Source organism: Paenibacillus sp. J2R1T-4, assembly GCF_059692235.1.
The window spans coordinates 1-20,754 of record NZ_JCAUBA010000033.1 but is presented as its reverse complement, the minus strand read 5'-3'; the positions used below and the strand labels follow the sequence as shown (position 1 = coordinate 20,754).

Annotated in this window: 36 protein-coding genes; 33 read left to right on the top strand and 3 right to left on the bottom strand. The window is 45.0% G+C overall.

Annotation, left to right across the window (positions count from 1 at the left end; translation table 11 throughout):
- Positions 1–2 precede the first annotated feature (2 nt).
- From rplP to salA, 30 genes are all read left to right on the top strand, one after another.
- A complete protein-coding gene (gene rplP, locus AC58QD_RS31260) occupies positions 3–440 on the top strand; it encodes a 50S ribosomal protein L16 (RefSeq protein WP_497338967.1) in 438 nt (145 codons plus the stop codon).
- Positions 427–624: a 50S ribosomal protein L29 gene (gene rpmC / locus AC58QD_RS31255; protein WP_497338966.1), complete on the top strand. Its 198-nt coding sequence runs from the start codon at positions 427–429 to the stop codon at positions 622–624. The genes rplP and rpmC overlap by 14 nt, the downstream gene beginning before the upstream one ends.
- 24 nt (positions 625–648) lie before the next feature.
- On the top strand, positions 649–912 hold the full coding sequence (gene rpsQ / locus AC58QD_RS31250) for a 30S ribosomal protein S17 (RefSeq protein WP_497338965.1): 264 nt from the start codon (positions 649–651) through the stop codon (positions 910–912).
- 39 nt (positions 913–951) lie between these two features.
- Positions 952–1,320 (top strand): 50S ribosomal protein L14, encoded by a 369-nt coding sequence (gene rplN / locus AC58QD_RS31245; protein WP_497338964.1) that lies wholly within the window; start codon positions 952–954, stop codon positions 1,318–1,320.
- A gap of 56 nt (positions 1,321–1,376) precedes the next feature.
- Positions 1,377–1,730 carry a 50S ribosomal protein L24 gene (gene rplX, locus AC58QD_RS31240; RefSeq protein WP_497338963.1) on the top strand — a complete coding sequence of 118 codons (354 nt, stop codon included), beginning with the start codon at positions 1,377–1,379 and terminating at the stop codon, positions 1,728–1,730.
- A 31-nt stretch (positions 1,731–1,761) separates the two neighbouring features.
- Positions 1,762–2,304 carry a 50S ribosomal protein L5 gene (gene rplE / locus AC58QD_RS31235; protein ID WP_497338962.1) on the top strand — a complete coding sequence of 181 codons (543 nt, stop codon included), beginning with the start codon at positions 1,762–1,764 and terminating at the stop codon, positions 2,302–2,304.
- Positions 2,305–2,341: 37 nt separating this feature from the next.
- Positions 2,342–2,527 (top strand): type Z 30S ribosomal protein S14, encoded by a 186-nt coding sequence (locus tag AC58QD_RS31230; protein ID WP_405461854.1) that lies wholly within the window; start codon positions 2,342–2,344, stop codon positions 2,525–2,527.
- Positions 2,528–2,557: 30 nt separating this feature from the next.
- Positions 2,558–2,956 (top strand): 30S ribosomal protein S8, encoded by a 399-nt coding sequence (gene rpsH, locus AC58QD_RS31225; protein WP_497338961.1) that lies wholly within the window; start codon positions 2,558–2,560, stop codon positions 2,954–2,956.
- A gap of 30 nt (positions 2,957–2,986) precedes the next feature.
- Complete coding sequence (gene rplF / locus AC58QD_RS31220; RefSeq protein WP_497338960.1) at positions 2,987–3,529, top strand: 50S ribosomal protein L6; 543 nt, start codon at positions 2,987–2,989, stop codon at positions 3,527–3,529.
- Between the two features lie 58 nt (positions 3,530–3,587).
- Positions 3,588–3,953, top strand: a complete 366-nt coding sequence (gene rplR / locus AC58QD_RS31215; RefSeq protein ID WP_497338959.1) for a 50S ribosomal protein L18 — start codon at positions 3,588–3,590, stop codon at positions 3,951–3,953.
- Between the two features lie 30 nt (positions 3,954–3,983).
- Entirely contained in the window at positions 3,984–4,481 is a 498-nt protein-coding gene (gene rpsE / locus AC58QD_RS31210) for a 30S ribosomal protein S5 (RefSeq protein ID WP_497338958.1), read from the top strand.
- Positions 4,482–4,494: 13 nt separating this feature from the next.
- A complete protein-coding gene (gene rpmD, locus AC58QD_RS31205; protein WP_497338957.1) occupies positions 4,495–4,677 on the top strand; it encodes a 50S ribosomal protein L30 in 183 nt (60 codons plus the stop codon).
- 70 nt (positions 4,678–4,747) lie between these two features.
- Positions 4,748–5,188, top strand: a complete 441-nt coding sequence (gene rplO / locus AC58QD_RS31200) for a 50S ribosomal protein L15 (protein WP_497338956.1) — start codon at positions 4,748–4,750, stop codon at positions 5,186–5,188.
- Entirely contained in the window at positions 5,188–6,495 is a 1,308-nt protein-coding gene (gene secY, locus AC58QD_RS31195) for a preprotein translocase subunit SecY (RefSeq protein WP_497338955.1), read from the top strand. Before rplO ends, secY begins: the two co-directional genes overlap by 1 nt.
- Positions 6,496–6,644: 149 nt before the next feature.
- Positions 6,645–7,298, top strand: coding sequence for an adenylate kinase (locus AC58QD_RS31190; RefSeq protein ID WP_497338954.1), 654 nt, complete (start codon positions 6,645–6,647; stop codon positions 7,296–7,298).
- On the top strand, positions 7,295–8,056 hold the full coding sequence (map, locus tag AC58QD_RS31185; RefSeq protein ID WP_497338953.1) for a type I methionyl aminopeptidase: 762 nt from the start codon (positions 7,295–7,297) through the stop codon (positions 8,054–8,056). Before AC58QD_RS31190 ends, map begins: the two co-directional genes overlap by 4 nt.
- On the top strand, positions 8,053–8,367 hold the full coding sequence (locus tag AC58QD_RS31180) for a hypothetical protein (RefSeq protein ID WP_497338952.1): 315 nt from the start codon (positions 8,053–8,055) through the stop codon (positions 8,365–8,367). The genes map and AC58QD_RS31180 overlap by 4 nt, the downstream gene beginning before the upstream one ends.
- A 2-nt stretch (positions 8,368–8,369) precedes the next feature.
- On the top strand, positions 8,370–8,588 hold the full coding sequence (infA, locus tag AC58QD_RS31175) for a translation initiation factor IF-1 (protein ID WP_127583972.1): 219 nt from the start codon (positions 8,370–8,372) through the stop codon (positions 8,586–8,588).
- A 56-nt stretch (positions 8,589–8,644) separates the two neighbouring features.
- On the top strand, positions 8,645–8,758 hold the full coding sequence (gene rpmJ, locus AC58QD_RS31170) for a 50S ribosomal protein L36 (protein ID WP_022738894.1): 114 nt from the start codon (positions 8,645–8,647) through the stop codon (positions 8,756–8,758).
- An 18-nt stretch (positions 8,759–8,776) separates the two neighbouring features.
- Positions 8,777–9,145, top strand: coding sequence for a 30S ribosomal protein S13 (gene rpsM, locus AC58QD_RS31165; protein WP_497338951.1), 369 nt, complete (start codon positions 8,777–8,779; stop codon positions 9,143–9,145).
- Between the two features lie 18 nt (positions 9,146–9,163).
- Entirely contained in the window at positions 9,164–9,562 is a 399-nt protein-coding gene (rpsK, locus tag AC58QD_RS31160) for a 30S ribosomal protein S11 (protein ID WP_497338950.1), read from the top strand.
- A gap of 133 nt (positions 9,563–9,695) precedes the next feature.
- Positions 9,696–10,640, top strand: coding sequence for a DNA-directed RNA polymerase subunit alpha (locus AC58QD_RS31155; protein WP_497338949.1), 945 nt, complete (start codon positions 9,696–9,698; stop codon positions 10,638–10,640).
- Between the two features lie 21 nt (positions 10,641–10,661).
- Positions 10,662–11,033 (top strand): 50S ribosomal protein L17, encoded by a 372-nt coding sequence (gene rplQ, locus AC58QD_RS31150; RefSeq protein WP_497338948.1) that lies wholly within the window; start codon positions 10,662–10,664, stop codon positions 11,031–11,033.
- A gap of 169 nt (positions 11,034–11,202) precedes the next feature.
- Complete coding sequence (truA, locus tag AC58QD_RS31145) at positions 11,203–11,958, top strand: tRNA pseudouridine(38-40) synthase TruA (protein WP_497338947.1); 756 nt, start codon at positions 11,203–11,205, stop codon at positions 11,956–11,958.
- A gap of 153 nt (positions 11,959–12,111) precedes the next feature.
- Complete coding sequence (gene rplM / locus AC58QD_RS31140) at positions 12,112–12,549, top strand: 50S ribosomal protein L13 (protein ID WP_497338946.1); 438 nt, start codon at positions 12,112–12,114, stop codon at positions 12,547–12,549.
- A gap of 19 nt (positions 12,550–12,568) precedes the next feature.
- Positions 12,569–12,961: a 30S ribosomal protein S9 gene (rpsI, locus tag AC58QD_RS31135; RefSeq protein WP_497338945.1), complete on the top strand. Its 393-nt coding sequence runs from the start codon at positions 12,569–12,571 to the stop codon at positions 12,959–12,961.
- A gap of 236 nt (positions 12,962–13,197) precedes the next feature.
- Positions 13,198–13,890, top strand: a complete 693-nt coding sequence (locus AC58QD_RS31130) for a phosphoadenylyl-sulfate reductase (RefSeq protein WP_497338944.1) — start codon at positions 13,198–13,200, stop codon at positions 13,888–13,890.
- Between the two features lie 15 nt (positions 13,891–13,905).
- Entirely contained in the window at positions 13,906–15,090 is a 1,185-nt protein-coding gene (gene sat / locus AC58QD_RS31125) for a sulfate adenylyltransferase (RefSeq protein WP_497338943.1), read from the top strand.
- A gap of 68 nt (positions 15,091–15,158) precedes the next feature.
- The gene (gene cwlD / locus AC58QD_RS31120) at positions 15,159–15,911 is read left to right on the top strand and encodes an N-acetylmuramoyl-L-alanine amidase CwlD (protein ID WP_497338942.1); all 753 of its coding nucleotides are present in this window, start codon (positions 15,159–15,161) and stop codon (positions 15,909–15,911) included.
- 76 nt (positions 15,912–15,987) lie between these two features.
- Positions 15,988–17,088, top strand: a complete 1,101-nt coding sequence (salA, locus tag AC58QD_RS31115; RefSeq protein WP_497338941.1) for an iron-sulfur carrier protein/transcriptional regulator SalA — start codon at positions 15,988–15,990, stop codon at positions 17,086–17,088.
- A gap of 64 nt (positions 17,089–17,152) precedes the next feature.
- Here salA and gerD read toward each other — a convergent pair whose 3' ends face one another.
- Positions 17,153–17,809: a spore germination lipoprotein GerD gene (gene gerD / locus AC58QD_RS31110; protein WP_497338940.1), complete on the bottom strand. Its 657-nt coding sequence runs from the start codon at positions 17,807–17,809 to the stop codon at positions 17,153–17,155.
- Between the two features lie 150 nt (positions 17,810–17,959).
- On the opposite strand from gerD, the gene AC58QD_RS31105 reads away from it, so the two are divergent.
- Positions 17,960–18,577: a KinB-signaling pathway activation protein gene (locus AC58QD_RS31105; RefSeq protein WP_497338939.1), complete on the top strand. Its 618-nt coding sequence runs from the start codon at positions 17,960–17,962 to the stop codon at positions 18,575–18,577.
- 20 nt (positions 18,578–18,597) lie between these two features.
- Here AC58QD_RS31105 and pdaB read toward each other — a convergent pair whose 3' ends face one another.
- Positions 18,598–19,380 carry a polysaccharide deacetylase family sporulation protein PdaB gene (pdaB, locus tag AC58QD_RS31100; protein ID WP_497338938.1) on the bottom strand — a complete coding sequence of 261 codons (783 nt, stop codon included), beginning with the start codon at positions 19,378–19,380 and terminating at the stop codon, positions 18,598–18,600.
- A 137-nt stretch (positions 19,381–19,517) separates the two neighbouring features.
- Between pdaB and AC58QD_RS31095 the strand changes: the two genes are divergently transcribed.
- Positions 19,518–20,135 carry a stage II sporulation protein M gene (locus AC58QD_RS31095; RefSeq protein WP_497338937.1) on the top strand — a complete coding sequence of 206 codons (618 nt, stop codon included), beginning with the start codon at positions 19,518–19,520 and terminating at the stop codon, positions 20,133–20,135.
- A 107-nt stretch (positions 20,136–20,242) separates the two neighbouring features.
- Complete coding sequence (locus AC58QD_RS31090; RefSeq protein ID WP_497338936.1) at positions 20,243–20,467, top strand: hypothetical protein; 225 nt, start codon at positions 20,243–20,245, stop codon at positions 20,465–20,467.
- A 101-nt stretch (positions 20,468–20,568) separates the two neighbouring features.
- On the opposite strand, the gene AC58QD_RS31085 is transcribed toward AC58QD_RS31090, so the two are convergent.
- A partial coding sequence (locus AC58QD_RS31085; protein ID WP_497338935.1) for a hypothetical protein occupies positions 20,569–20,754 on the bottom strand: 186 nt, incomplete at its 5' end.

Genomic DNA, 20,754 nt, shown 5'->3' with positions numbered 1-20,754 from the left:
TCATGTTAGTACCTAAGCGCGTCAAACACCGTAAAGAACATCGTGGTAAAATGGCAGGTCAAACTAAAGGCGGCGCAGAAATCGCGTTCGGCGAATACGGTTTGCAAGCAGTAGAACCAGCATGGGTGTCCAATCGTCAGATTGAAGCAGCTCGTATTGCAATGACTCGTTACATCAAACGTGGCGGTAAAGTTTGGATCAAAATTTTTCCTTCCAAACCGGTAACTGCAAAACCTCTTGAGGTGCGGATGGGTAGCGGTAAAGGTAACGTTGAGAAATGGGTATCCGTAGTAAAGCCAGGTAAAATTATGTTTGAACTGGCCGGGGTGAGCGAAGAAATAGCACGTGAAGCTATGCGCCTTGCTTCCCACAAGCTCCCTATCAAAACGAAGTTCGTGAAACGAGAAGAAGTAGGCGGTGAAGCAAATGAAAGCAATTGAATTTCGTAACTTAACCACTGCTGAGTTAGAGCATAAAATTACCGGATATAAGGAAGAACTTTTCAACCTCCGTTTTCAACTGGCTACTGGTCAACTGGACAATCCGGTTCGACTTCGTGAACTTCGTAAAGAAATCGCTCGTGCGAAGACGATTATTCGGGAAAGAGAACTCGGGATCAGCTAAAGAACCTAGAGAGGAGGGCACGATATGGAACAGCGCAATGATCGCAAAGTTCAGGTCGGTAAAGTCGTAAGCGACAAAATGGAAAAAACCATTGTTGTAGCCGTAGAAACTTACAAGAAACATGACCTGTATCACAAGCGTATCAAATATACAAAGAAATTCAAGGCTCATGATGAGTCTGGTGAAGCACAAATCGGCGATGTAGTAAAAATTATGGAAACCCGCCCGATTTCCAAAGACAAGCGTTGGAGACTTGTAGAAGTCGTCGAAAAAGCTGTCATCATCTAATTGCTAAAAGGCACATAACTCGAAAGGAGGGCTTTTCAGATGATTCAACCATTTACACGATTGGCTTCCGCCGATAATTCCGGTGCCAAGCAATTGATGTGCATTCGAGTACTTGGCGGTACTGGACGTCGCGTCGGTCACATCGGTGATTTGATCGTATGTTCTGTGAAAGAAGCAACACCTGGTGGCGTTGTCAAGAAGGGTGACGTAGTTAAAGCCGTTATCGTTCGGACAAAACGCTCCACTCGCCGTAAAGACGGATCCTACATTCGTTTCGACGAGAACGCAGCTGTAATTGTAAAAGAAGATAAGAGCCCGCGCGGAACTCGTATTTTTGGTCCAGTCGCACGTGAACTTCGCGATAAGGATTTCATGAAAATCGTTTCTCTCGCTCCAGAAGTAATCTAGTTCGTATGGACTTCAAAATATCACTTTTTGGGGTTGAATAGGAGGTGTAACGGAAAATGCCTAGAACAAAGAAAAGACTTGAATCGCATAACAACAAGCTTCATGTGAAGAAAGAAGATACAGTTATCGTGATTACGGGTAAGGACAAAGGGAAAAAAGGCCGCGTTATTGCAGCTTACCCTCGTCAAAACCGTGTATTGGTTGAAGGTGTGAACATGGTAAGCAAGCACCAAAAGCCAACACAACAAAATCCGCAAGGTGGAATTCTGTCTCAAGAGGCTGCGATTCACGTATCTAACGTGATGTTGCTGGATCCTAAGAGCGGCAAACCAACACGGGTTGGGTACAAAGTGCTTGAAAACGGCAGTAAAGTTCGTATCGCCAAAAAATCCGGTGAAGCGATCGATTAATTGATCCAAATGGAAAGGAGGTTTTCCTAAGATGGCAGCAAGAATGAAAGATCGTTTCTTGAATGAAGTTACTCCTGCGTTAATGCAGAAGTTTAACTATACATCGGTTATGCAAGTGCCGAAGGTCGAGAAGATTGTTATCAACATGGGTGTGGGCGATGCGGTTGGTAACTCCAAGACCATCGATGCAGCTGTTCAGGACATGCAGATCATTGCAGGTCAAAAGCCAGTTGTCACTCGTGCAAAGAAATCCATTGCAGGTTTCAAATTGCGTGAGAACATGCCAATCGGTGTGAAGGTAACACTTCGCGGCGAGCGTATGTACTACTTCCTCGATAAGTTGTTCAACGTGGCATTGCCTCGTGTGCGTGACTTCCGCGGGATTTCCAACAAAGCTTTTGATGGTCGCGGTAACTATACACTGGGCCTGAAAGAGCAATTGATTTTCCCTGAAATCGAGTATGACAAGATTGATAAAGTACGCGGTATGGATATCGTTATTGTGACAACAGCTCAATCGGATGAAGAGTCCCGTGAGCTTCTGACACAACTAGGTATGCCGTTTGTAAAATAAGTTCCGAAACGTTAAGAAACCGGAGGTGTATCGTTCAGTGGCAAAAACTTCGATGATCGTCAAACAACAGCGCCAACCGAAGTTCAAGGTTCAAGCCTATACTCGTTGTGAGCGCTGCGGTCGTCCGCATTCCGTGCTTCGCAAATTTAAGATTTGCAGAATCTGTTTCCGTGAACTGGCTTATAAAGGTCAGATTCCCGGCGTAAAGAAAGCAAGCTGGTAATAACCCTACTTCGGGAAGGAGGTTCGCTAAATGGTAATGTCAGATCCTATTGCAGATATGCTTACACGCATCCGCAATGCAAATATCGTTCGTCATGAAACGGTGGAAGTACCTGCTTCCAAGATTAAGAAAGAAATAGCAGAAATCTTGAAAAAAGAGGGCTTCATTCGTGACGCTGAATATATCGAAGATAGCAAGCAAGGGATAATCCGCATTTTCTTAAAATACGGTCCCAACAATGAACGTGTAATTACTGGTTTGAAAAGAATCAGCAAGCCTGGTCTTCGTGTTTACACAAAGAGCCTGGAAGTTCCTAAAGTCCTTGGCGGCTTAGGAATCGCGATTATCTCAACATCGCATGGCGTAATGTCCGACAAAGACGCGCGTCAAGCTAAATCCGGTGGAGAAGTCGTCTGTTACGTTTGGTAATCTAAAGCGTGGAAGAATGGAGGTGCAACAATGTCTCGTATTGGTCGTAAAACCATCACAATCCCGAGCGGCGTAGATGTAAAGCTCGACAACACAAACATTACGGTAAAAGGACCTAAAGGTACTTTGTCCCGTGAATTGCATAAAGACATGATTATCGTTGTGGAAGGTACGGAACTGAACGTACAACGTCCTTCCGATAACAAGCTTCACCGTTCCCTTCATGGAACAACTCGCAGTGTCATCAATAACATGGTGAGCGGAGTAACAACCGGTTTTGTTAAGAATCTTGATCTTGTAGGCGTAGGATACCGTGCGAACAAGGCTGGCGATAAGCTGGTACTTAACGTAGGTTACTCCCATCCAGTTGAGATCCTTCCTGAGAGCGGTATTGAATTCGAAGTTCCAACAAACACGAAGATCATCGTAAAAGGTATCGATAAAGAATTAGTCGGCGCAACTGCTGCGAAGATTCGTGCCGTACGTGAACCTGAACCGTATAAAGGTAAAGGGATTAAGTATGAGGGCGAACGCATTCTTCGTAAAGAAGGTAAAGCTGGTAAGAAGAAGTAAAGTACATTTACTAAGAAACCAACAGCGTTTCTTGGCTTAAGGAAGGAGTGAACAACCGATGATTACTAAAGGTGATAAGAATAAAGCCCGTGTAAAAAGACACTTGCGTGTCCGTAAAACAATCACAGGGACTAGTGAACGTCCACGGTTGAATGTTTTCCGTTCCTCCAAACACATGTATGCTCAAATCATTGACGATGTTAATGGTGTAACGATTGCTGCAGCATCAACACAAGACAAAGGTCTAAGCGAAGTGGCAAACGGCGGTAACGTGGATGCAGCTACTCAAGTAGGAGCTTTGATCGCTCAACGTGCTAAAGATGCAGGGATCAATAAAGTGGTATTTGACCGGGGCGGTTATTTGTATCATGGGCGTATCCAAGCTTTGGCTGATGCAGCTCGTGAAGGCGGACTTGAATTCTAAGGAAAATTTCTCAATAAGGAGGTAAACAACTTGCGTGTAGATCCCAATACGTTAGAGCTGACTGAGAAAGTAGTCAACATTAACCGCGTTGCGAAGGTAGTAAAAGGTGGTCGTCGTTTTAGCTTCAGCGCTTTGGTTGTTGTCGGTGACGGCAATGGCTGGGTTGGAGCAGGAATCGGCAAAGCTGCGGAAGTTCCGGACGCCATCCGCAAAGGCATCGAAGATGCTAAGAAGAATCTGATCCATGTGCCAATCGTAGGAACTACGATTCCGCATTTAGTTACAGGTAAATTCGGAGCAGGACGCGTACTTTTGAAGCCAGCTTCAAAAGGTACTGGAGTTATTGCCGGCGGCCCTGTTCGTGCGGTTCTTGAATTAGCAGGTGTAGGTGACATTTTGACTAAGTCGCTTGGATCTTCCAACTCCATGAATATGGTTAATGCAACACTGGAAGGTTTGCAGCGTTTGAAAAAAGCGGAAGAAGTTGCGAAGCTTCGTGGCAAAACCGTTCAAGAACTTCTAGGTTAGGAGGGGAATGACTATGTCTACGCAATTGCAAATTACCCTCAAGCGCAGTTTGATCGGACGTCCAGAAACGCAACGGGTAACGGTAAGAACACTTGGTTTGCGCAAGCTGCATCAAACCGTCGTTCACAACGATAGCCCCGCGATCCGCGGTATGGTCAATCAAGTGATCCATCTCGTTGAAGTTAAAGAAGTGTAAGGATCAACTCGAACGAGGTAAATGGAATAGAACAGTATAAGAAGTATAAATCTTTTAAGGAGGTGCAACGATGAAGTTACATGAACTGACACCAGCTCAAGGTTCCAAGAAGACTCGCATGCGTGTGGGTCGAGGAATCGGCAGCGGTAATGGTAAGACGTCAGGTCGCGGTCACAAAGGTCAAAATGCACGTTCTGGTGGCGGTGTTCGTCCAGGTTTTGAGGGCGGACAAAACCCATTGTATCGTCGTTTGCCGAAACGTGGCTTTACGAATCGGAACCGTACTGAGTACGCTTTGGTTAACCTGGAAGTACTTAACCAATTCCCTGCAGGAACAGAAATCACTCCGGAATTCCTACTTGAGTCCGGACTTGTAAAGAATCCTAAAGACGGCATCAAGGTTTTAGGAACCGGCGATCTTACTGTACAACTGACAGTCAAGGCGAACAAGTTCTCTCAATCTGCGGTAGATAAGATTCAGGCTGCCGGCGGTAAATCCGAGGTGATTTAATGTTTAATACATTGTCCAACATCATGAAGGTAGCCGATCTCAGGAGAAGAATACTTTTCACTCTCGGTATCCTGATCGTCTACCGGATCGGCGCTTTTATCCCCGTGCCTAACATCGATTCCGATATTTTGACTAGTATCGATCAAAGCAGCAGCGGCGGCGTATTCAACCTGTTGAATACATTCTCCGGTGGAGCGTTGTTCAATTTCTCAATCTTCGCGATGGGGATTATGCCTTACATCACTTCCTCGATTATAGTTCAGCTGTTATCGATGGATGTTATTCCTAAGTTTACACAGTGGGCGAAGGAAGGCGAAGTTGGACGGAAGAAGCTGGCACAAATTACTCGGTATGGAACGATCATCTTAGGGCTTATTCAAGGATTCGGATTGGCTTTCGGGTTCAATCGTCTCTATAGTCTCAGTCTTGTTATTGATCCTACCTTTACGACTTACGTTATGATCTCGATCGTATTGACGGCAGGTACGGCTTTTCTGATGTGGTTGGGTGAGCAAATTACGGAACATGGTATCGGTAATGGGATTTCGATCATTATCTTTGCGGGTATCGTTGCTGCATTACCTAATGGTATCAATCAGATCTATCTGAACTTGTTCGAAGAAGGATCTGACGCAGCTCTGTTCCTCAACATCGTTAAGGTGATCATTATTGTTATCGTAATTCTCGCGATCATTGCAGGAATCATATTCGTGCAGCAAGGTGTTCGCAAAATTCCGGTACAATATGCAAAACGCGTAGTTGGGCGTAAAATGTACGGTGGACAATCAACGCATATTCCTCTTAAAGTGAATGCGGCAGGTGTTATTCCAGTTATCTTTGCACTATCCCTGTTGGTGTTTCCACCAACAATCGCTCAGTTCTGGCGCGGGAACGTAGTGGCTGAATGGATTATCAACAACCTAACCTATACAGCAGCTTTTGGAATGGTCGTTTATGTACTGTTGATTATCGGTTTCACATACTTCTACACCTTTGTTCAAATTAATCCGGTGCAGATGGCTGATCAGATGAAGAAAAACGGTGGTTATATTCCAGGTATTCGCCCAGGAAAAATGACATCCTCTTATCTAACAAGAGTGATGACACGGATTACGCTATCTGGTGCGGTATTCCTCGCCTTAATTTCGATCCTTCCTGTATTTTTTAGTGCTGCTGCGGGGTTACCGCAATCGGTAACGATCGGGGGAACTTCCCTGTTGATCGTAATCGGGGTAGCGCTGGAGACCATGAAGCAAATCGAGAGCCAGCTGATCAAACGTCACTACAAAGGATTCATCAATAAATAATCGGATAGCATGGATACTAGGTTCTGATGGCATGATTGTCATCGCCGTCGGTACCTATTGTGCTGTTCGTTCTTCGGTCAATGGGAGTTGCATACTGCGCATACGCATAAAGTGTTCTTTATGAATGCTTATCGGGGGAGGGGCGTACAGTGAATATACTTTTCATGGGTCCTCCAGGGGCCGGTAAAGGCACGCAGGCTGAGCGGATTGTTGAACAATTTAGCATTCCGCATATATCAACAGGGGATGCTTTTCGTCTAGCGATGAGTCAAGGTACACCGCTCGGCGTACAGGCGAAAAGTTTTGTTGATCAAGGCTTGTTGGTACCAGATGAGATTACGAACGGAATTGTTAAGGAAAGATTGCAAGGTCCTGATTGCAGCAATGGTTTCCTGCTCGATGGGTTTCCGAGAACGATCTCCCAAGCGGAGGCGTTGGACGAGATTCTTGCTTCACTTGGCAAGCAGATCGATCATGTTATTAACTTAACTGTTGATCGTGATTTGTTGCTGGGGCGTTTGACTGGCCGTCGAATTTGCAAATCATGTGGAGCAACTTACCATGTAATGTTCAACCCTCCGCAAGTGCAGAACGTTTGCGACAAATGCTCCGGCGAATTGTATCAACGTTCTGACGATAACGAGGAGAAGGTTGGCACTCGCTTGGATGAATATAATAACAAGACAGCTCCTTTGCTCGCCTACTATTCGAATAAAGGGTTGTTGCGTGAAGTGAACGGAGAACAAGATATCGATTTGGTAACATCCGATATTGCTACTCTATTGCGAGGTCAAGCGGAATGATCATTTGTAAGTCCGAGGCTGAACTCAGCCTCATGCGCGAAGCCGGTAGAATCGTTGCAATGACGCATCGACTCATGGCTCAAGCTGTGCGGCCGGGCGTCACAACCAAGGAATTGGATACGATCGCCGAGGATTATATTCGCAGTCAAAACGCTATACCATCATTCAAAGGCTATAACGGTTTTCCTGGAAGCATTTGTGCTTCGGTCAACGAAGAACTGGTACACGGTATTCCCGGGAACAGGAAGTTGCTTGAGGGAGACATAATCAGCATCGATATCGGCGCTCAATACCGAGGATACCATGGCGATTCTGCTTGGTCGTATCCAGTAGGTAAAGTGTCCGCTGCTGCCAGCAAGCTGCTGGAAGTAACGGAGTTATCGTTGTATGAGGGTCTATCGAAGGCAAAGGCTGATATCCGGTTGTATACGATATCTCATGCCATTCAGAAAGCTGTGGAAGATCAAGGGTTTTCTATTGTTCGAGAGTATGTCGGACATGGAATCGGTCAAAACTTGCATGAAGAACCGCAAATTCCGAATTATGGGCTTCCAGATCGAGGACCGCGGTTGAAGCCAGGAATGGTACTCGCTATAGAGCCAATGGTGAATATAGGAGAACGATATGTGAAGACGCTGCAGGACAATTGGACGGTCGTGACCGTAGATGGATCCCTGTGTGCGCACTTCGAGCATACGATCGCTATTACAGCCGACGGTTATGAGATCCTAACCCTGTGCGAGGATTATGCCCTATGAATACGGATGCTGACAAGCAACCGGCACTCGGACAACTCGCTCGAGTATTGCGAGGTAGGGAGCAGGATCAATATGCAGTTGTGGTTCGCCTGGAAGATAACCGATTTGTATGGATTGCAGACGGAGACAAACGCAAATTCGACCAGCCCAAGAAGAAGAATATCCTCCACCTTCACCTGCTGCCGCACATTAGCAGCGAGGTTGCTGACAGCTTAAATGAAACCGGTCGTGTTACCAACGCAAAGCTTCGTTATGCATTGAACAAGTTTGTTGAGTCCCAACAATACGATGCACAGCAGAAAGGAGAATGACGGTGGCTAAAGAAGATGTTATTGAAGTCGAAGGCACTGTGATTGAGCCGCTACCGAACGCAATGTTCAAAGTAGAGCTTGAGAACGGGCATAAAGTATTAGCACATGTATCAGGTAAAATCCGGATGCACTTTATCCGAATCCTGCCAGGTGATAAAGTTACGGTAGAGCTGTCGCCTTACGATTTAACAAGAGGGCGAATCACTTACCGTTTCAAATAATCGTTTCTAAGCATTGCTTACGATGTCTCTTAGGAAGTATTAGGAGGTAATAAACCATGAAGGTAAGACCGTCGGTCAAACCGATTTGTGAAAAATGTAAAGTCATTCGTCGCAAAGGCGCTGTAATGGTCATTTGTGAAAATCCGAAGCATAAACAAAAACAAGGTTAAAGGAGGTGCATCGATTCAATGGCTCGTATAGCAGGTGTAGACTTACCCCGTGACAAACGTGTGGAAATCGCATTGACGTACATTTTTGGTATCGGACAAAAGACAGCTCAGAACATTCTTGCTACAACAGGAATCAGCTCCGCTACTCGCGTTCGTGACCTCACTGAAGACGAAGTAAGCAAATTGCGTGAAGCAATCGACAAAACAGTTAAAGTAGAAGGCGACCTTCGTCGTGAAATTGCGATCAATATCAAGCGTCTGGTTGATATCGGTTGCTACCGCGGAATTCGTCACCGTCGCGGACTACCCGTTCGTGGACAACGTACTAAGACTAACGCGCGTACTCGTAAGGGACCACGCCGTACTGTTGCGAATAAGAAGAAATAATAAGGAGGGATGACTCTCATGGCTAAACCGAAAAAAGCAGCGGTTCGTACAAAACGTCGTGACCGCAAAAATATCGATACCGGAGTTGCTCATATTCGCTCCACATTTAACAACACGATCGTAACGATTACGGATCCACATGGTAATGCAATTTCCTGGGCAAGCTCCGGTAACCTGGGCTTCAAGGGTTCACGGAAGAGCACTCCATTTGCTGCGCAAATGGCTGCTGAATCTGCTGCAAAAGCTGCAATGGAACATGGAATGAAGAGTGTTGAGGTTATGGTTAAAGGTCCTGGCGCAGGCCGCGAAGCTGCGATTCGTTCGTTGCAAGCTGCTGGCTTGGAAGTTAATCTGATCAAGGACGTAACTCCAATTCCTCATAACGGTTGCAGACCGCCAAAACGTCGTCGTGTCTAATAGGATTTCAGGAGCAAGTATAGTATAATTATCCAAAACATGTGAATAATGAATGTGAACGATAGGCATACTATAACTTTTTGCGTTTTCAGTTATCCAGAGGGAAACGACGTTTTCAAGGAGGGTTAAGTTCATGATCGAAATCGAAAAGCCAAAAATTGAAACCGTTCAGCTGAACGAAGATGGCACGTATGGTAAATTTATCATTGAGCCGTTGGAGCGTGGCTACGGTACAACGTTGGGCAACTCCTTGCGCCGCATCCTGCTCTCATCATTGCCGGGTGCAGCGGTCAATTCCGTTCAAATCGACGGAGTGCTTCACGAGTTCTCGACGATCCCAGGAGTGATGGAGGACGTTACAGAAGTCATCATCAATCTCAAGGGACTCTCATTAAAGATTCATTCCGACGAGGAAAAGGTGCTTGAAATCGATGCCGAAGGCGGAGGTAATATCGTCGCCGGAGATATTCGCGCGGATAGTGATGTTGAGATCCTTAACCCCGACCTGCACATTGCAACATTAGCGGCTGATGCAAGATTGCATATGCGCATTCATGCAAACCGCGGTAGAGGCTATGTACAAGCGGATAAGAATAAGAGAGATGATCAACCGATCGGTGTAATTCCGGTGGATTCGATCTATACTCCGATCACTCGCGTGAACTACAGCGTAGAGAATACCCGTGTCGGTCAAGTGACGAACTATGACAAACTAACCCTCGAAGTGTGGACCGATGGAAGTATTCGACCTGAGGAAGCGGTTAGTCTTGGTGCCAAGATCCTTACAGAGCATCTGATGCTGTTTGTAGGATTGACGGATGAAGCTAAAGATGCTGAAATCATGGTGGAGAAGGAAGAAGATAAGAAAGAGAAAGTTCTTGAAATGACGATTGAAGAACTGGACCTTTCCGTTCGTTCCTACAACTGTTTGAAGCGTGCAGGAATTAATACGGTACAAGAGCTGATCACCAAAACGGAAGAGGATATGATGAAGGTTCGTAATCTAGGCCGCAAATCCTTGGAAGAAGTACAAGAGAAGCTGGAAGAACTGGGATTAGGCTTGCGCACCGAGGATTAATTACAGAAGGAGGTAAATGAAATGGCTTTATACCGCAAGTTAAATCGTGATGCTAGTTCGCGTAAAGCATTATATCGTGATCTAGTAACTGATCTTTTCTTATATGAGCGCATCCAAACTACAGAGGCTAAAGCAAAAGAAATCCGCGGCGTTGCCGAGAGATTGATTACGCTAGCTAAACGTGGAGATTTGCACGCTCGCCGTCAAGCAGCTGCATTTGTTCGTCGTGAAACTACTGCTAACTCTGAACAGGATGCAATCCAAAAGCTTTTCTCGGAACTAGCAACTCGTTACTCCGAGCGTCCGGGTGGTTACACGCGCATTCTTAAACTAGGACCCCGCCGTGGAGATTCAGCTCCTATGGTATACTTGGAACTGGTAGATCGCGCTTAATAACGAACGGAACGGATAAGGGTGGACAGAATCAATTGGTTCTGATGAAGCCCTTTTTTTGTAGAGTCATATCGAAACGATGAGCCGTCTTCCTGAAGACGGCAGAGCCGTTTATTTAAGATTCTTGTGGGGAATATGTTCTTTCGTTGTGTTGGAGTCGAGGCTTATCATGAGAAACGTATGCATGGTTGTTAGCTATGAAGGTACGCGTTATTACGGATTTCAAAAGCAGCCTGGAGGGAATACCGTCCAGGATGAATTCGAAAAGGCTTTGAAGCGGTTAACCGGGGAAACCATTGAAGTGATCTCCTCGGGTCGAACGGACGCAGGTGTACATGCTCGTCAGCAGATCGTCAACTTTGTGACCGAATCGCAAATTCCAGTTCGTCGTTGGGCATTAGCGCTCAATACATGGCTTCCTGATGATATTCTGGTCACAGAAGCTCATGAGGTACCACTCAGCTTTCATGCTCGTCATTCCGCTAAACGCAAAACATATCGCTACACCATTAACTGCAACCGAACGCCGGATGTTTTCCAACGTCAATTGCAGTTTCACCATCCTACACCTCTTGACGTGAACGAAATGGTCAAGGCTTTGGAATGTTTGATTGGAGAGCATGATTTTACATCCTTTTGCTCTACTCGATCGACCAAGCGTTCTCACGTTCGTACACTGTTTGAGGCGTATGTGGATTATAAAGAGCAGGAAGGCCTGCTTCATATCTTTTTCAGCGGCAGCGGCTTCCTGCAGCACATGGTGCGTATCTTGGTTGGAACATTGATCGAGATCGGAGAAGGAAAACGCACAAGCGCTGAGATGAAAGGGATTTTGCAAGCTCGCGACCGGAGTCATGCAGGTCCTACTGCTATGGCGCATGGGTTAATGTTATGGGAAGTTTTTTATGCAGATACCCAGAAATAATCCTTGATTCCGCTCTTGATTTCATGTAATATATAAGTTGGCTTTTCGAAATTGGCAAACCCACTGCCCCGAGTTTCGATGATAGCCACCAACAAGATTAACACAACGATAATGACATGTAAGTATGGATATAATTTTAGGAGGATCATGCGAATGCGTACCACATATATGGCGAAACCTGAGCAAGTTGAGCGCAAATGGTACATCGTCGATGCAGCTGGCCAAACACTTGGCCGTATGGCAAGTGAAGTTGCTTCGATTCTGCGCGGTAAGAACAAGCCGGAATTTACACCACATGTAGACACCGGAGATTTCGTAATTGTAATCAATGCAGAGCAAGTTGTTTTGACTGGTAAGAAGCTTCAGAAGAAAATGTACTATCGTCACTCCCAACATCCGGGTGGTTTGAAAGTTACCTCTGCACAAGAGATGCTTAACAAACGTCCTGATCGTATGATCGAGCTTGCGGTGTATGGCATGCTTCCGAAGAATCGCCTTGGCGATAAGTTGAAAGGTAAACTTAACGTGTATGCCGGTTCTGAGCATCCACATGCAGCACAACAACCGCAAGTCTGGGAACTTCGCGGATAATTAGAGGGAGGACCGATTCATGGCACAAGTTCAATACTATGGAACCGGCCGTCGTAAGCATTCTGTTGCGCGCGTTCGCCTAATACCTGGTGAAGGCCGGATTATTATCAATAATCGTAACCTGGATGAATACTTCGGTTTGGAAACTTTGAAGTTAATCGTTAAACAACCGTTGAACCTGACTGAAACACTTGGCAAATACGATATCCTCGTATTAGCTAACGGTGGTGGAACAACTGGACAAGCAGGAGCAATCCGTCACGGTATTTCTCGTGCTTTACTTAAGGTAGATCCAGAATACCGTCCATCGCTCAAAAAAGCAGGCTTCCTGACTCGTGATCCACGTATGAAGGAACGTAAGAAGTACGGCTTGAAAGCAGCTCGTCGTGCGCCTCAATTCTCCAAACGTTAATTTCAACAAACAAGAAGACCTCTTTTCGTCAATTCGACGGGAAGAGGTTTTTATTATTTATATGGACTCATACACACTCATAATTAACTGCCCGTAAACTAGTTCAGAAATGGGAAAACATATAAGGAAAGGATTGACTTTATATCAAAATGACTTATACTAGGAATATAGTTCACAAACCCCATCTGTATACTGGGGATTAAACGGAAATGATTATAAGGAGGATATTAATTACCATGAATTTATTTGAAAAAGAACAATTGATCCAGCAAGCTGCCGAGCAGTATGAAAACGACTCCCCAGAAGCTCTTATCGCATGGGCGGTAGATACCTTTCCTAATATTACATTCGCCTGCAGCTTCGGAGCTGAAGACGTAGTTATTATTGATATGATTCACAAGACGAGACCCGGGACAAAGATATTTTACTTAGATACCGATCTGCATTTCCAAGAAACCTATGATACCCGTGACAAACTTGCCGAAGAATACAACATCGATTTTATTCAGGTTAAACCAAAACTAACCTTAGAGGAGCAGTCGGGCTTGCATGGAGAGGAAATGTGGAAGTCGAATCCGAACGGCTGCTGCAATATTAGAAAGGTTGAACCGCTCACTGATATTCTTAGCCAATTCGAGGCTTGGATAACAGGAATTCGCAGAGACCAGGCCCCGACCCGGGCAAATGCCAAAAAAGTTGAGTACGATACGAAGTTCGGACTAGTGAAATTTAATCCGTTGGCTAGTTGGACCTCTGAAGATGTATGGAATTATATTCGCCAACATAATGTCACTTATAATCCTTTACATGACAATTATTACCCGAGTATTGGTTGTGAGAAATGCACGCGTCAGGTACTTCCTGGTGAAGATCCAAGAGCAGGACGATGGGCAGGCAATGACAAAACAGAATGCGGACTTCATAAATAAGGAGGGTTAATTCAAATGTCTGAAACCATTAAACCGCACGGCGGAACTTTGATAAATAGACTAGTCAGTGAGGATCGGCGTCAAGCGTTATTAGAACAAGCAAGCTCATTACGTCAAATCAAAATCAATACATGGACGATCTCCGATCTTGACCTTATTGCAATTGGAGCATTTTCTCCGTTAATCGGATTTCTGGAAGAGGCTGATTACCGCTCCGTTGTGAGTCGTATGAGATTGGCGGATGGAACAGTATGGAGTATTCCGATCACACTGCCTATTGAAGAAGAACTTGCTGGTCAGCTAACAGTAGGGGAGCAAGTTGCCCTTGTTGGGGAAGACGGCGTTGTGTATGCCATTCAGGACGTTAGAAGCATCTATAAGGTAGATCAACGGGAGGAAGCAGTAAAAGTATTCAAGACCGACGATCCCGAGCATCCTGGGGTCCAGAAGCTATTTGAACGCTCTCCTTACCAGTTGGGCGGACCTGTGCAAGTTTTGAATCGTCCACAGCCGAGCAAATTTCAAGAATATTATTTTGATCCAGCAGAGACACGTAAACGATTTTCCCAGAATGGCTGGAAGACGGTCGTTGGATTTCAGACCCGTAACCCTGTTCATCGCGCACATGAATATATTCAGAAAACTGCGTTAGAAATCGTAGATGCTTTATTCCTTAATCCGCTTGTAGGTGAAACCAAGTCTGATGATATATCAGCAGATGTCAGAATGGAGAGCTATCTGGTTCTTCTAGAGCACTACTATCCTAAACAACGTGTTTTCTTGGGTGTATTCCCAGCGGCGATGCGTTATGCAGGACCAAGAGAAGCTATTTTTCACGCTATGGTACGCAAAAACTACGGTTGCACTCATTTTATCGTGGGACGGGATCACGCTGGTGTTGGCGATTATTACGGAACTTATGAGGCGCAGGAAATTTTCAAGAACTTTACCCCTGACGAGCTAGGAATAACTCCTTTATTCTTCGAGCACAGCTTCTTCTGCACCAAATGCGGGAATATGGCCACATCTAAGACTTGCCCGCACGACAAGAGCCATCATTTGCATTTATCTGGTACAAAGGTACGTGCACTGCTCCGTGATGGAATTTGCCCTCCCGCCGAGTTCACTCGTCCAGAGGTTGCGAAAGTATTAATTGACGGAATGAACGAAAGCTTGGTCCCAAGCAGCTCGAATCAATAGCATATTTGTCCACCCTGTCCCATATAGATTGGAGTATCAGTCTAGGGGAACTGGGGTGGATTTTTGTTATGAGACGACCGAGAGCAAGAATTGTATTTTGGGTGAATGGTCATGGATGGTTTAAGCTTGCAATGATGGCCGCAATGGTGATGCTTATGATTTTCCTATTTACTTATGAACTGCCAGCCACAAGAACCTGGTCTCATTGGACGTTGCCTTTATCCGGTAAAGTCATTGCCATTGATGCAGGACACGGCGGCCCGGATGGAGGAGCGGTAAGTAAAGAGGGGCTCATCGAGAAAGAAGTAACCCTGTCCATTGCACTGTATTTAAGGGACTATCTGCAGCAATCCGGCGCTATTGTCATCATGACGCGGGAAGAGGACAAAGATTTGGCAGAGGAGGGAACGAGAGGCTACAGTAAGCGCAAGACAGAGGATCTTCTGAAACGAGCCGAACTCATTGAGAAGCAAAAAGCTGATTTACTAGTGAGCATTCACTTGAACAGCTTTCCGTCCGCTAAATGGTCAGGAGCACAAACCTTTTATTCCGCAACAAACGAGAAAAATCTTAAACTGGCGAAATCCATTCAAGAAGAACTCAAGCGAAATTTGAACAACACGGATCGTGTGCCGAAGCCTGCAGATACCGTATACCTTTTGAAAGCATTAACGATTCCAGCCGCCCTTGTAGAAGTTGGATTCTTATCGAACCCCGGAGAGGCCAAGCAAATGGGTAATGATCAGTATCAACGAAAAGTGGCGGATTCCATCTATAGGGGTGTGCTGAAATTCTCCGCAGAGGGCTCCGAAGGAAAGTAATTTGGAGAAGGCAGAACGTATGATATAATACAGAGATGAGTACAAATATACTATCTTTATCATACCGGGGGACGCCATGATTTCGAGAGAGCAAGTATTAGAGGCATTAAGCTTCTTGCAGGATGTGGAATACAAACAGTCTTTAGTTTCCTTACAGTTCGTGCGGGATATTATGATCAAAGAGAACAATGTCTCCGTTAGCCTCATTGCCTCCAAGGAAGGCGAGGACTATGCGGCAACGTTGAAGGAGCAAGCGGTTCAGGCACTTCAATCGAAGGGTGTCCATGAAGTACATGTCAGAATTCGAGCGATAAGTGATTTCGAGCGGAATGAAGTAGCTAAGCGCAATGCTGCCTCATCCGACAACCCGGCTCCGCCACAGGTTCAGCATCCTCATGCACCTTCAACGAGTAAAGGTTTGTTAGGGCCCGAGTCCAACGTTAACTTTATAGCAATCGCAAGCGGCAAGGGTGGAGTGGGTAAGTCCACAGTAACTGTGAACTTGGCAGTTGCTCTTGCAAGGCTGGGCAAAAGAGTAGGAATCATGGATGCAGATATATATGGCTTCAGCATTCCGGATATGATGGGGATAGAGGATCGGCCGCAGCTAGTGAATGACCTGATCATACCAGTAGAACGACATGGGGTAAAAGTCATATCGATGGGATTCTTCGTCGAAGATAATGCTCCGATTATATGGCGCGGTCCTATGTTAGGCAAAATGCTCAAAAATTTCTTCAACGAAGTCAATTGGGGGGATCTAGACTATTTGTTGTTGGATCTTCCTCCTGGTACAGGAGATATTGCTCTTGATGTGCATCAGATGATCCCGCAGAGTAAAGAAATCATCGTAACTACCCCACATGCTACAGCAGCATTTGTTGCAGCGCGAGCAGGAGCTATGGCTGTTCATACCAATCATGAAATTCTTGGTGTAGTGGAGAATATGGCCTATTATGAATGCAGCAAATGCGGCGAGAAGGACTACGTGTTCGGACGCGGCGGCGGCGGGAAGTTAGCTGAAGAGCTGCACACCAAGCTGCTGGCACAAATTCCACTGGGTGCGCCAGATAACCATCCTTCGGAACCGGATTATTCTCCTTCTGTATATAAAGCGGATTCGGCTGCTGGTCAGATATACCTCAGTGTAGCTGAAGAGCTAATCAATCGAGTGTAAGAGGACAATAAAAGGATTGGATACTGCCTGTAAGGGCACAGATCCAATCCTTTTCTTCTCCCTGTCACTTACTTGCTTCTTTATCCTTTTCCTTACCTTGTTCATCTTTCTTGCCCTGCTCTTTACCGTCCTTTTCCTTTTTTTCAGTCGGGTTAGCTTGTTCTTGTACAACTTTCTGCAACAATTCGAGCATCTGTGCTTTGACAAGCGGGCTCTGGAACGCATCTTGCATGACTGTCATGGTCTGAGCGCGATAAGGCGTTGATTTCATGATCTCCATCACGAGCTTTTCGAATTCCTGGTTCTTCATCAAATCCATCATTTGCTTCTGATATTCCGGATCCTTCATCAGGTCTTTTTGCAGCTGTTTGTTCTGTTTTTGGATCGCTTTAGCGAAATCCCCCGCAAATTTCGGATCCGCCATTATTTTGCGAATGACTACGTCCGTATCTTGAGCGGTCAATATATCCTTTACTGCCAATTGGACTTGTTGCCCAGTGTCCGTAGAGAGCAGCTTCATTTGCGAATTCGATTCACTTAATGAAGCCTCCATAATAGCCTTCTTACCTTCCTCAGTTTTTAGGATATCAAGCACCATGGATTTGGTTTCCTTGTAGCCCCCGGCGCTGTTTTGTGAGCTGGCTTGACCCGATCCGCTTCCGCAAGAAGCTAACAAAGGAAGAAGAAGGACGGGAATCCAACGTATGCATTTTGCATTCATGATTCAGATTGCTCCCTTCACAGATCATTTTCCTTTAGTATTTGTTTAGCGTGATCAAATATCCCGCCGGGTATTGGCTTTTTGTTGGATGGCTTGGTACAATCGAGATTAGGCACTTGGATATTTGCAGAAAGTACGGAGGGGACCAAATTGACGCTTAGGAAATGGGGCTATTTGTTCTGGACTACATTATTAATTGGAACGGTAGCAGGAATGTTAACAGGAGCCTTGTTAAAAGGTTATGATGAGAATTTTGTATTTCTTGGCGTGTCTGTTGGCGCCTACGAGTGGATTTTTATGATTTTTGGAGCAAGTATGATTAGTGTATTAAGTCAGATGGGCTTTTTCGCTTATTTGACCGTTCGTTTTATAGCACTTGGATTTTTTCGACGTAAAATGATTTACTGGACTATTTTGCAGGGCTTATTTGTACTAATTGCAATTGTCGATTTGGCTTATATCAGATACAGCAATTATGAAGGCACCGATCGTACCTTGCTTTCCTTTTGCATCATGCCGCTTTTCATTCTGATTGTATCTGTAGGGGTAGCCTACTGGAAAGTGAAACAAACGAATAATTCTGCTTTTATCCCGACATTATTCTTCATGAGTGCAGTTACGATTCTTGAGGCTGTTCCGGCATTCAGCTTGGATGAGACAGGGAGTTCTTACGCTATCTTTATGATTGTCCCGCTCTTGGTGTGTAATGCATGGCAAATTATGCAGCTTCATAAAATTCTAGAAACAAAAAAAGAGCTAACGCATTAGCTCTTTTTGTTCAGATGGATCTATTTGGAATGCTGCATCGTCGATTTCTCGGCTTCTTTTTGAGTAACACTAGTCTGTTGAATCAATTGACTTACATTAACAAATTCAAAGCCTTTGCTGCGGAGGTCGCTGATAATGGCGGGTAATGCTTCATGTGTTTGTTTGACTGAATCGCTCGCGTGCAAGAGTACGATATCACCAGGGTGAGCTTTGGTCACAACTCGATTAATGATGTTGTCTGTTCCCTTATTCATCCAATCCAGCGAATCCGTATCCCATTGAATAACTTTGTAGTTCATCTCATTTGCGATCTGAAGGACACGTTTGTCAAAATCTCCGTTGGGTAGACGAATCAGGTTTGGTGCTTTACCGGTAATATCGCTTAGAATCTGATGAGCGGTCTCGATCTGTGTCCGGATTTCCTCATCATTCAACCCGCTGTAATTCACATGTTTGTGCCCGTGGCTTCCAATTTCATAGCCAGCGTCTATAATTTTCTTTACAATCTCTTGGTGGGTCTGGCTCCATGGAGAGGATAAGAAAAAGGTAGCATTTTTGACGCCTTGTTCTTGCAAAATTTTCAGAATCGGTTCTGTGCGTTTGTCTCCCCAACTGATGTCGAACGTCAGAGCGAGCACCTTCTTGTCTGTCTCGACGCTATAAATAGCGGAAGGTTCGCCCTGCGAGAACACTGTGATATTGTCCTTCTCGGAGTATAGCACCCCGGCCGCGAACAATACGGCAATACACATAATGAATACCTGCTTGATCTTTCTGCCGTTAATAACATAAAAGAAGTTCACGATTTTTATATCCTCCTTCACCGCTTGAGCCTCAGAATGCATCTGAGCACACAGCTTGTTTATGCTGATTTAAAGCATTTATATGCTCGTACCACAAACTTCATGCTTGTTTAATTGGACAGAAGGAGGTTATGCAGATGTTTAAATTTCAATTGTTGTATCGATATATGACGATCGTCATGAATAAGTATTGGATTGCTTCTTCATTGATATTCCTAGTTGGGATCGTGCTTGGCTACGGTTATTCAGAGAGCTTCGATGCTTTTATTCAAAGTCAGATTGACGGATTAAGGGAGCTCGCGCGTATGATTGAGGACAAGCCTAATACGAAGCTCTATTTGTTTGGGGTGATCTTTCTGAACAATACCTTCAAAAGCATTCTGATGGTATTCGCAGGAGCGCTTTTCGCCTTTATACCTGTGTTCTTTCTTGTTATTAATGGGATGATTCTAGGGTATTTGGCTGAGAATCAAGTTCAAAGCGAGCAGCTTGGATTGATGTTGAAGGGTATATTGCCTCACGGCATCATAGAAATTCCCGCCATTGTCATCGCATCCGCATTCGGAATTCGCTTTGGGGCCATCTTATTCAAAGGACTGTTAAGCATTCTAAGTCCGAGGGGGCGTGCTGCAAGCAAAGCTGAAGTGTTGCAATTTATGCGCATAACGCCTGCGTTATGTTTGGGGCTTGTTGTAAGTCTGTTGGTCGCTGCCATTATTGAAAGTACGATTACCCCTTGGGTTATGGGACTTTGAAAAAAAGTGAACGTCGGATTCATAAAATTGCCATTTTCTGTGCATAACAGTAAAGCGGCAGATTCGAGCAAGTCATTCACTGCCGGCCAAGGGGGCTTGTTAGCCGGATGTTAGGATTTTTATTTAATCAAAGAGAATGCAAAGAGCTGGATTACGTGCTTCGTAAAGAGTTGGATGAGATGCTCTTCGATCTGAAAGATACACGTATTGATCAAGAAGTGAAGAGCGCGATCGAGCAGAGATACAAAGTTATTTTCAGAATGTATGCAAGGCTTGCATCCCCAAAGGAATTGTCCAAATACGTGCGGGGCCGTAATGCCAGAACACAATAAATGTGTGTTTAAATGTCGATAAAAAAGAATTTATTAGTAATGCTTGACTTCTTATGCATAGATATGATAAATTAGTCTTCGCCACAAAAAAGCTTGTCCGCTCAACTGCTGATACTTAAAGGATACTTTGAAAAAAGTAGTTGCAATGGAATAGGCAAATGTGGTACCTTAATAAAGTCGCTGTTCGGAAGGTTCTCACCGGAAGACAGCAAGATTGTTCCTTGAAAACTGAACAACGAACGTGCAAGTTTTAACGGCCATATGGCCAAAAACAAGCTAGACTCGTT

Bases quoted from the DNA above. Each gene is read 5' to 3' on its own strand.
- rplE (WP_497338962.1), top strand. From the start codon at position 1,762: ATGGCAGCAAGAATGAAAGATCGTTTCTTGAATGAAGTTACTCCTGCG.
- AC58QD_RS31155 (WP_497338949.1), top strand. From the start codon at position 9,696: ATGATCGAAATCGAAAAGCCAAAAATTGAAACCGTTCAGCTGAACGAA.
- rplQ (WP_497338948.1), top strand. From the start codon at position 10,662: ATGGCTTTATACCGCAAGTTAAATCGTGATGCTAGTTCGCGTAAAGCA.
- AC58QD_RS31095 (WP_497338937.1), top strand. From the start codon at position 19,518: ATGTTTAAATTTCAATTGTTGTATCGATATATGACGATCGTCATGAAT.
- secY (WP_497338955.1), top strand. From the start codon at position 5,188: ATGTTTAATACATTGTCCAACATCATGAAGGTAGCCGATCTCAGGAGA.
- rplX (WP_497338963.1), top strand. From the start codon at position 1,377: ATGCCTAGAACAAAGAAAAGACTTGAATCGCATAACAACAAGCTTCAT.
- rplN (WP_497338964.1), top strand. From the start codon at position 952: ATGATTCAACCATTTACACGATTGGCTTCCGCCGATAATTCCGGTGCC.
- truA (WP_497338947.1), top strand. From the start codon at position 11,203: ATGAGAAACGTATGCATGGTTGTTAGCTATGAAGGTACGCGTTATTAC.
- rplP (WP_497338967.1), top strand. From the start codon at position 3: ATGTTAGTACCTAAGCGCGTCAAACACCGTAAAGAACATCGTGGTAAA.
- rpsQ (WP_497338965.1), top strand. From the start codon at position 649: ATGGAACAGCGCAATGATCGCAAAGTTCAGGTCGGTAAAGTCGTAAGC.
- gerD (WP_497338940.1), bottom strand. From the start codon at position 17,809: ATGAATGCAAAATGCATACGTTGGATTCCCGTCCTTCTTCTTCCTTTG.
- rplR (WP_497338959.1), top strand. From the start codon at position 3,588: ATGATTACTAAAGGTGATAAGAATAAAGCCCGTGTAAAAAGACACTTG.
- rpsM (WP_497338951.1), top strand. From the start codon at position 8,777: ATGGCTCGTATAGCAGGTGTAGACTTACCCCGTGACAAACGTGTGGAA.
- cwlD (WP_497338942.1), top strand. From the start codon at position 15,159: ATGAGACGACCGAGAGCAAGAATTGTATTTTGGGTGAATGGTCATGGA.
- rplM (WP_497338946.1), top strand. From the start codon at position 12,112: ATGCGTACCACATATATGGCGAAACCTGAGCAAGTTGAGCGCAAATGG.
- rpmD (WP_497338957.1), top strand. From the start codon at position 4,495: ATGTCTACGCAATTGCAAATTACCCTCAAGCGCAGTTTGATCGGACGT.
- rplF (WP_497338960.1), top strand. From the start codon at position 2,987: ATGTCTCGTATTGGTCGTAAAACCATCACAATCCCGAGCGGCGTAGAT.
- rpmC (WP_497338966.1), top strand. From the start codon at position 427: ATGAAAGCAATTGAATTTCGTAACTTAACCACTGCTGAGTTAGAGCAT.
- AC58QD_RS31130 (WP_497338944.1), top strand. From the start codon at position 13,198: ATGAATTTATTTGAAAAAGAACAATTGATCCAGCAAGCTGCCGAGCAG.
- salA (WP_497338941.1), top strand. From the start codon at position 15,988: ATGATTTCGAGAGAGCAAGTATTAGAGGCATTAAGCTTCTTGCAGGAT.
- rpsI (WP_497338945.1), top strand. From the start codon at position 12,569: ATGGCACAAGTTCAATACTATGGAACCGGCCGTCGTAAGCATTCTGTT.
- rpsH (WP_497338961.1), top strand. From the start codon at position 2,558: ATGGTAATGTCAGATCCTATTGCAGATATGCTTACACGCATCCGCAAT.
- rpsK (WP_497338950.1), top strand. From the start codon at position 9,164: ATGGCTAAACCGAAAAAAGCAGCGGTTCGTACAAAACGTCGTGACCGC.
- rpmJ (WP_022738894.1), top strand. From the start codon at position 8,645: ATGAAGGTAAGACCGTCGGTCAAACCGATTTGTGAAAAATGTAAAGTC.
- rplO (WP_497338956.1), top strand. From the start codon at position 4,748: ATGAAGTTACATGAACTGACACCAGCTCAAGGTTCCAAGAAGACTCGC.
- map (WP_497338953.1), top strand. From the start codon at position 7,295: ATGATCATTTGTAAGTCCGAGGCTGAACTCAGCCTCATGCGCGAAGCC.
- AC58QD_RS31090 (WP_497338936.1), top strand. From the start codon at position 20,243: ATGTTAGGATTTTTATTTAATCAAAGAGAATGCAAAGAGCTGGATTAC.
- sat (WP_497338943.1), top strand. From the start codon at position 13,906: ATGTCTGAAACCATTAAACCGCACGGCGGAACTTTGATAAATAGACTA.
- AC58QD_RS31180 (WP_497338952.1), top strand. From the start codon at position 8,053: ATGAATACGGATGCTGACAAGCAACCGGCACTCGGACAACTCGCTCGA.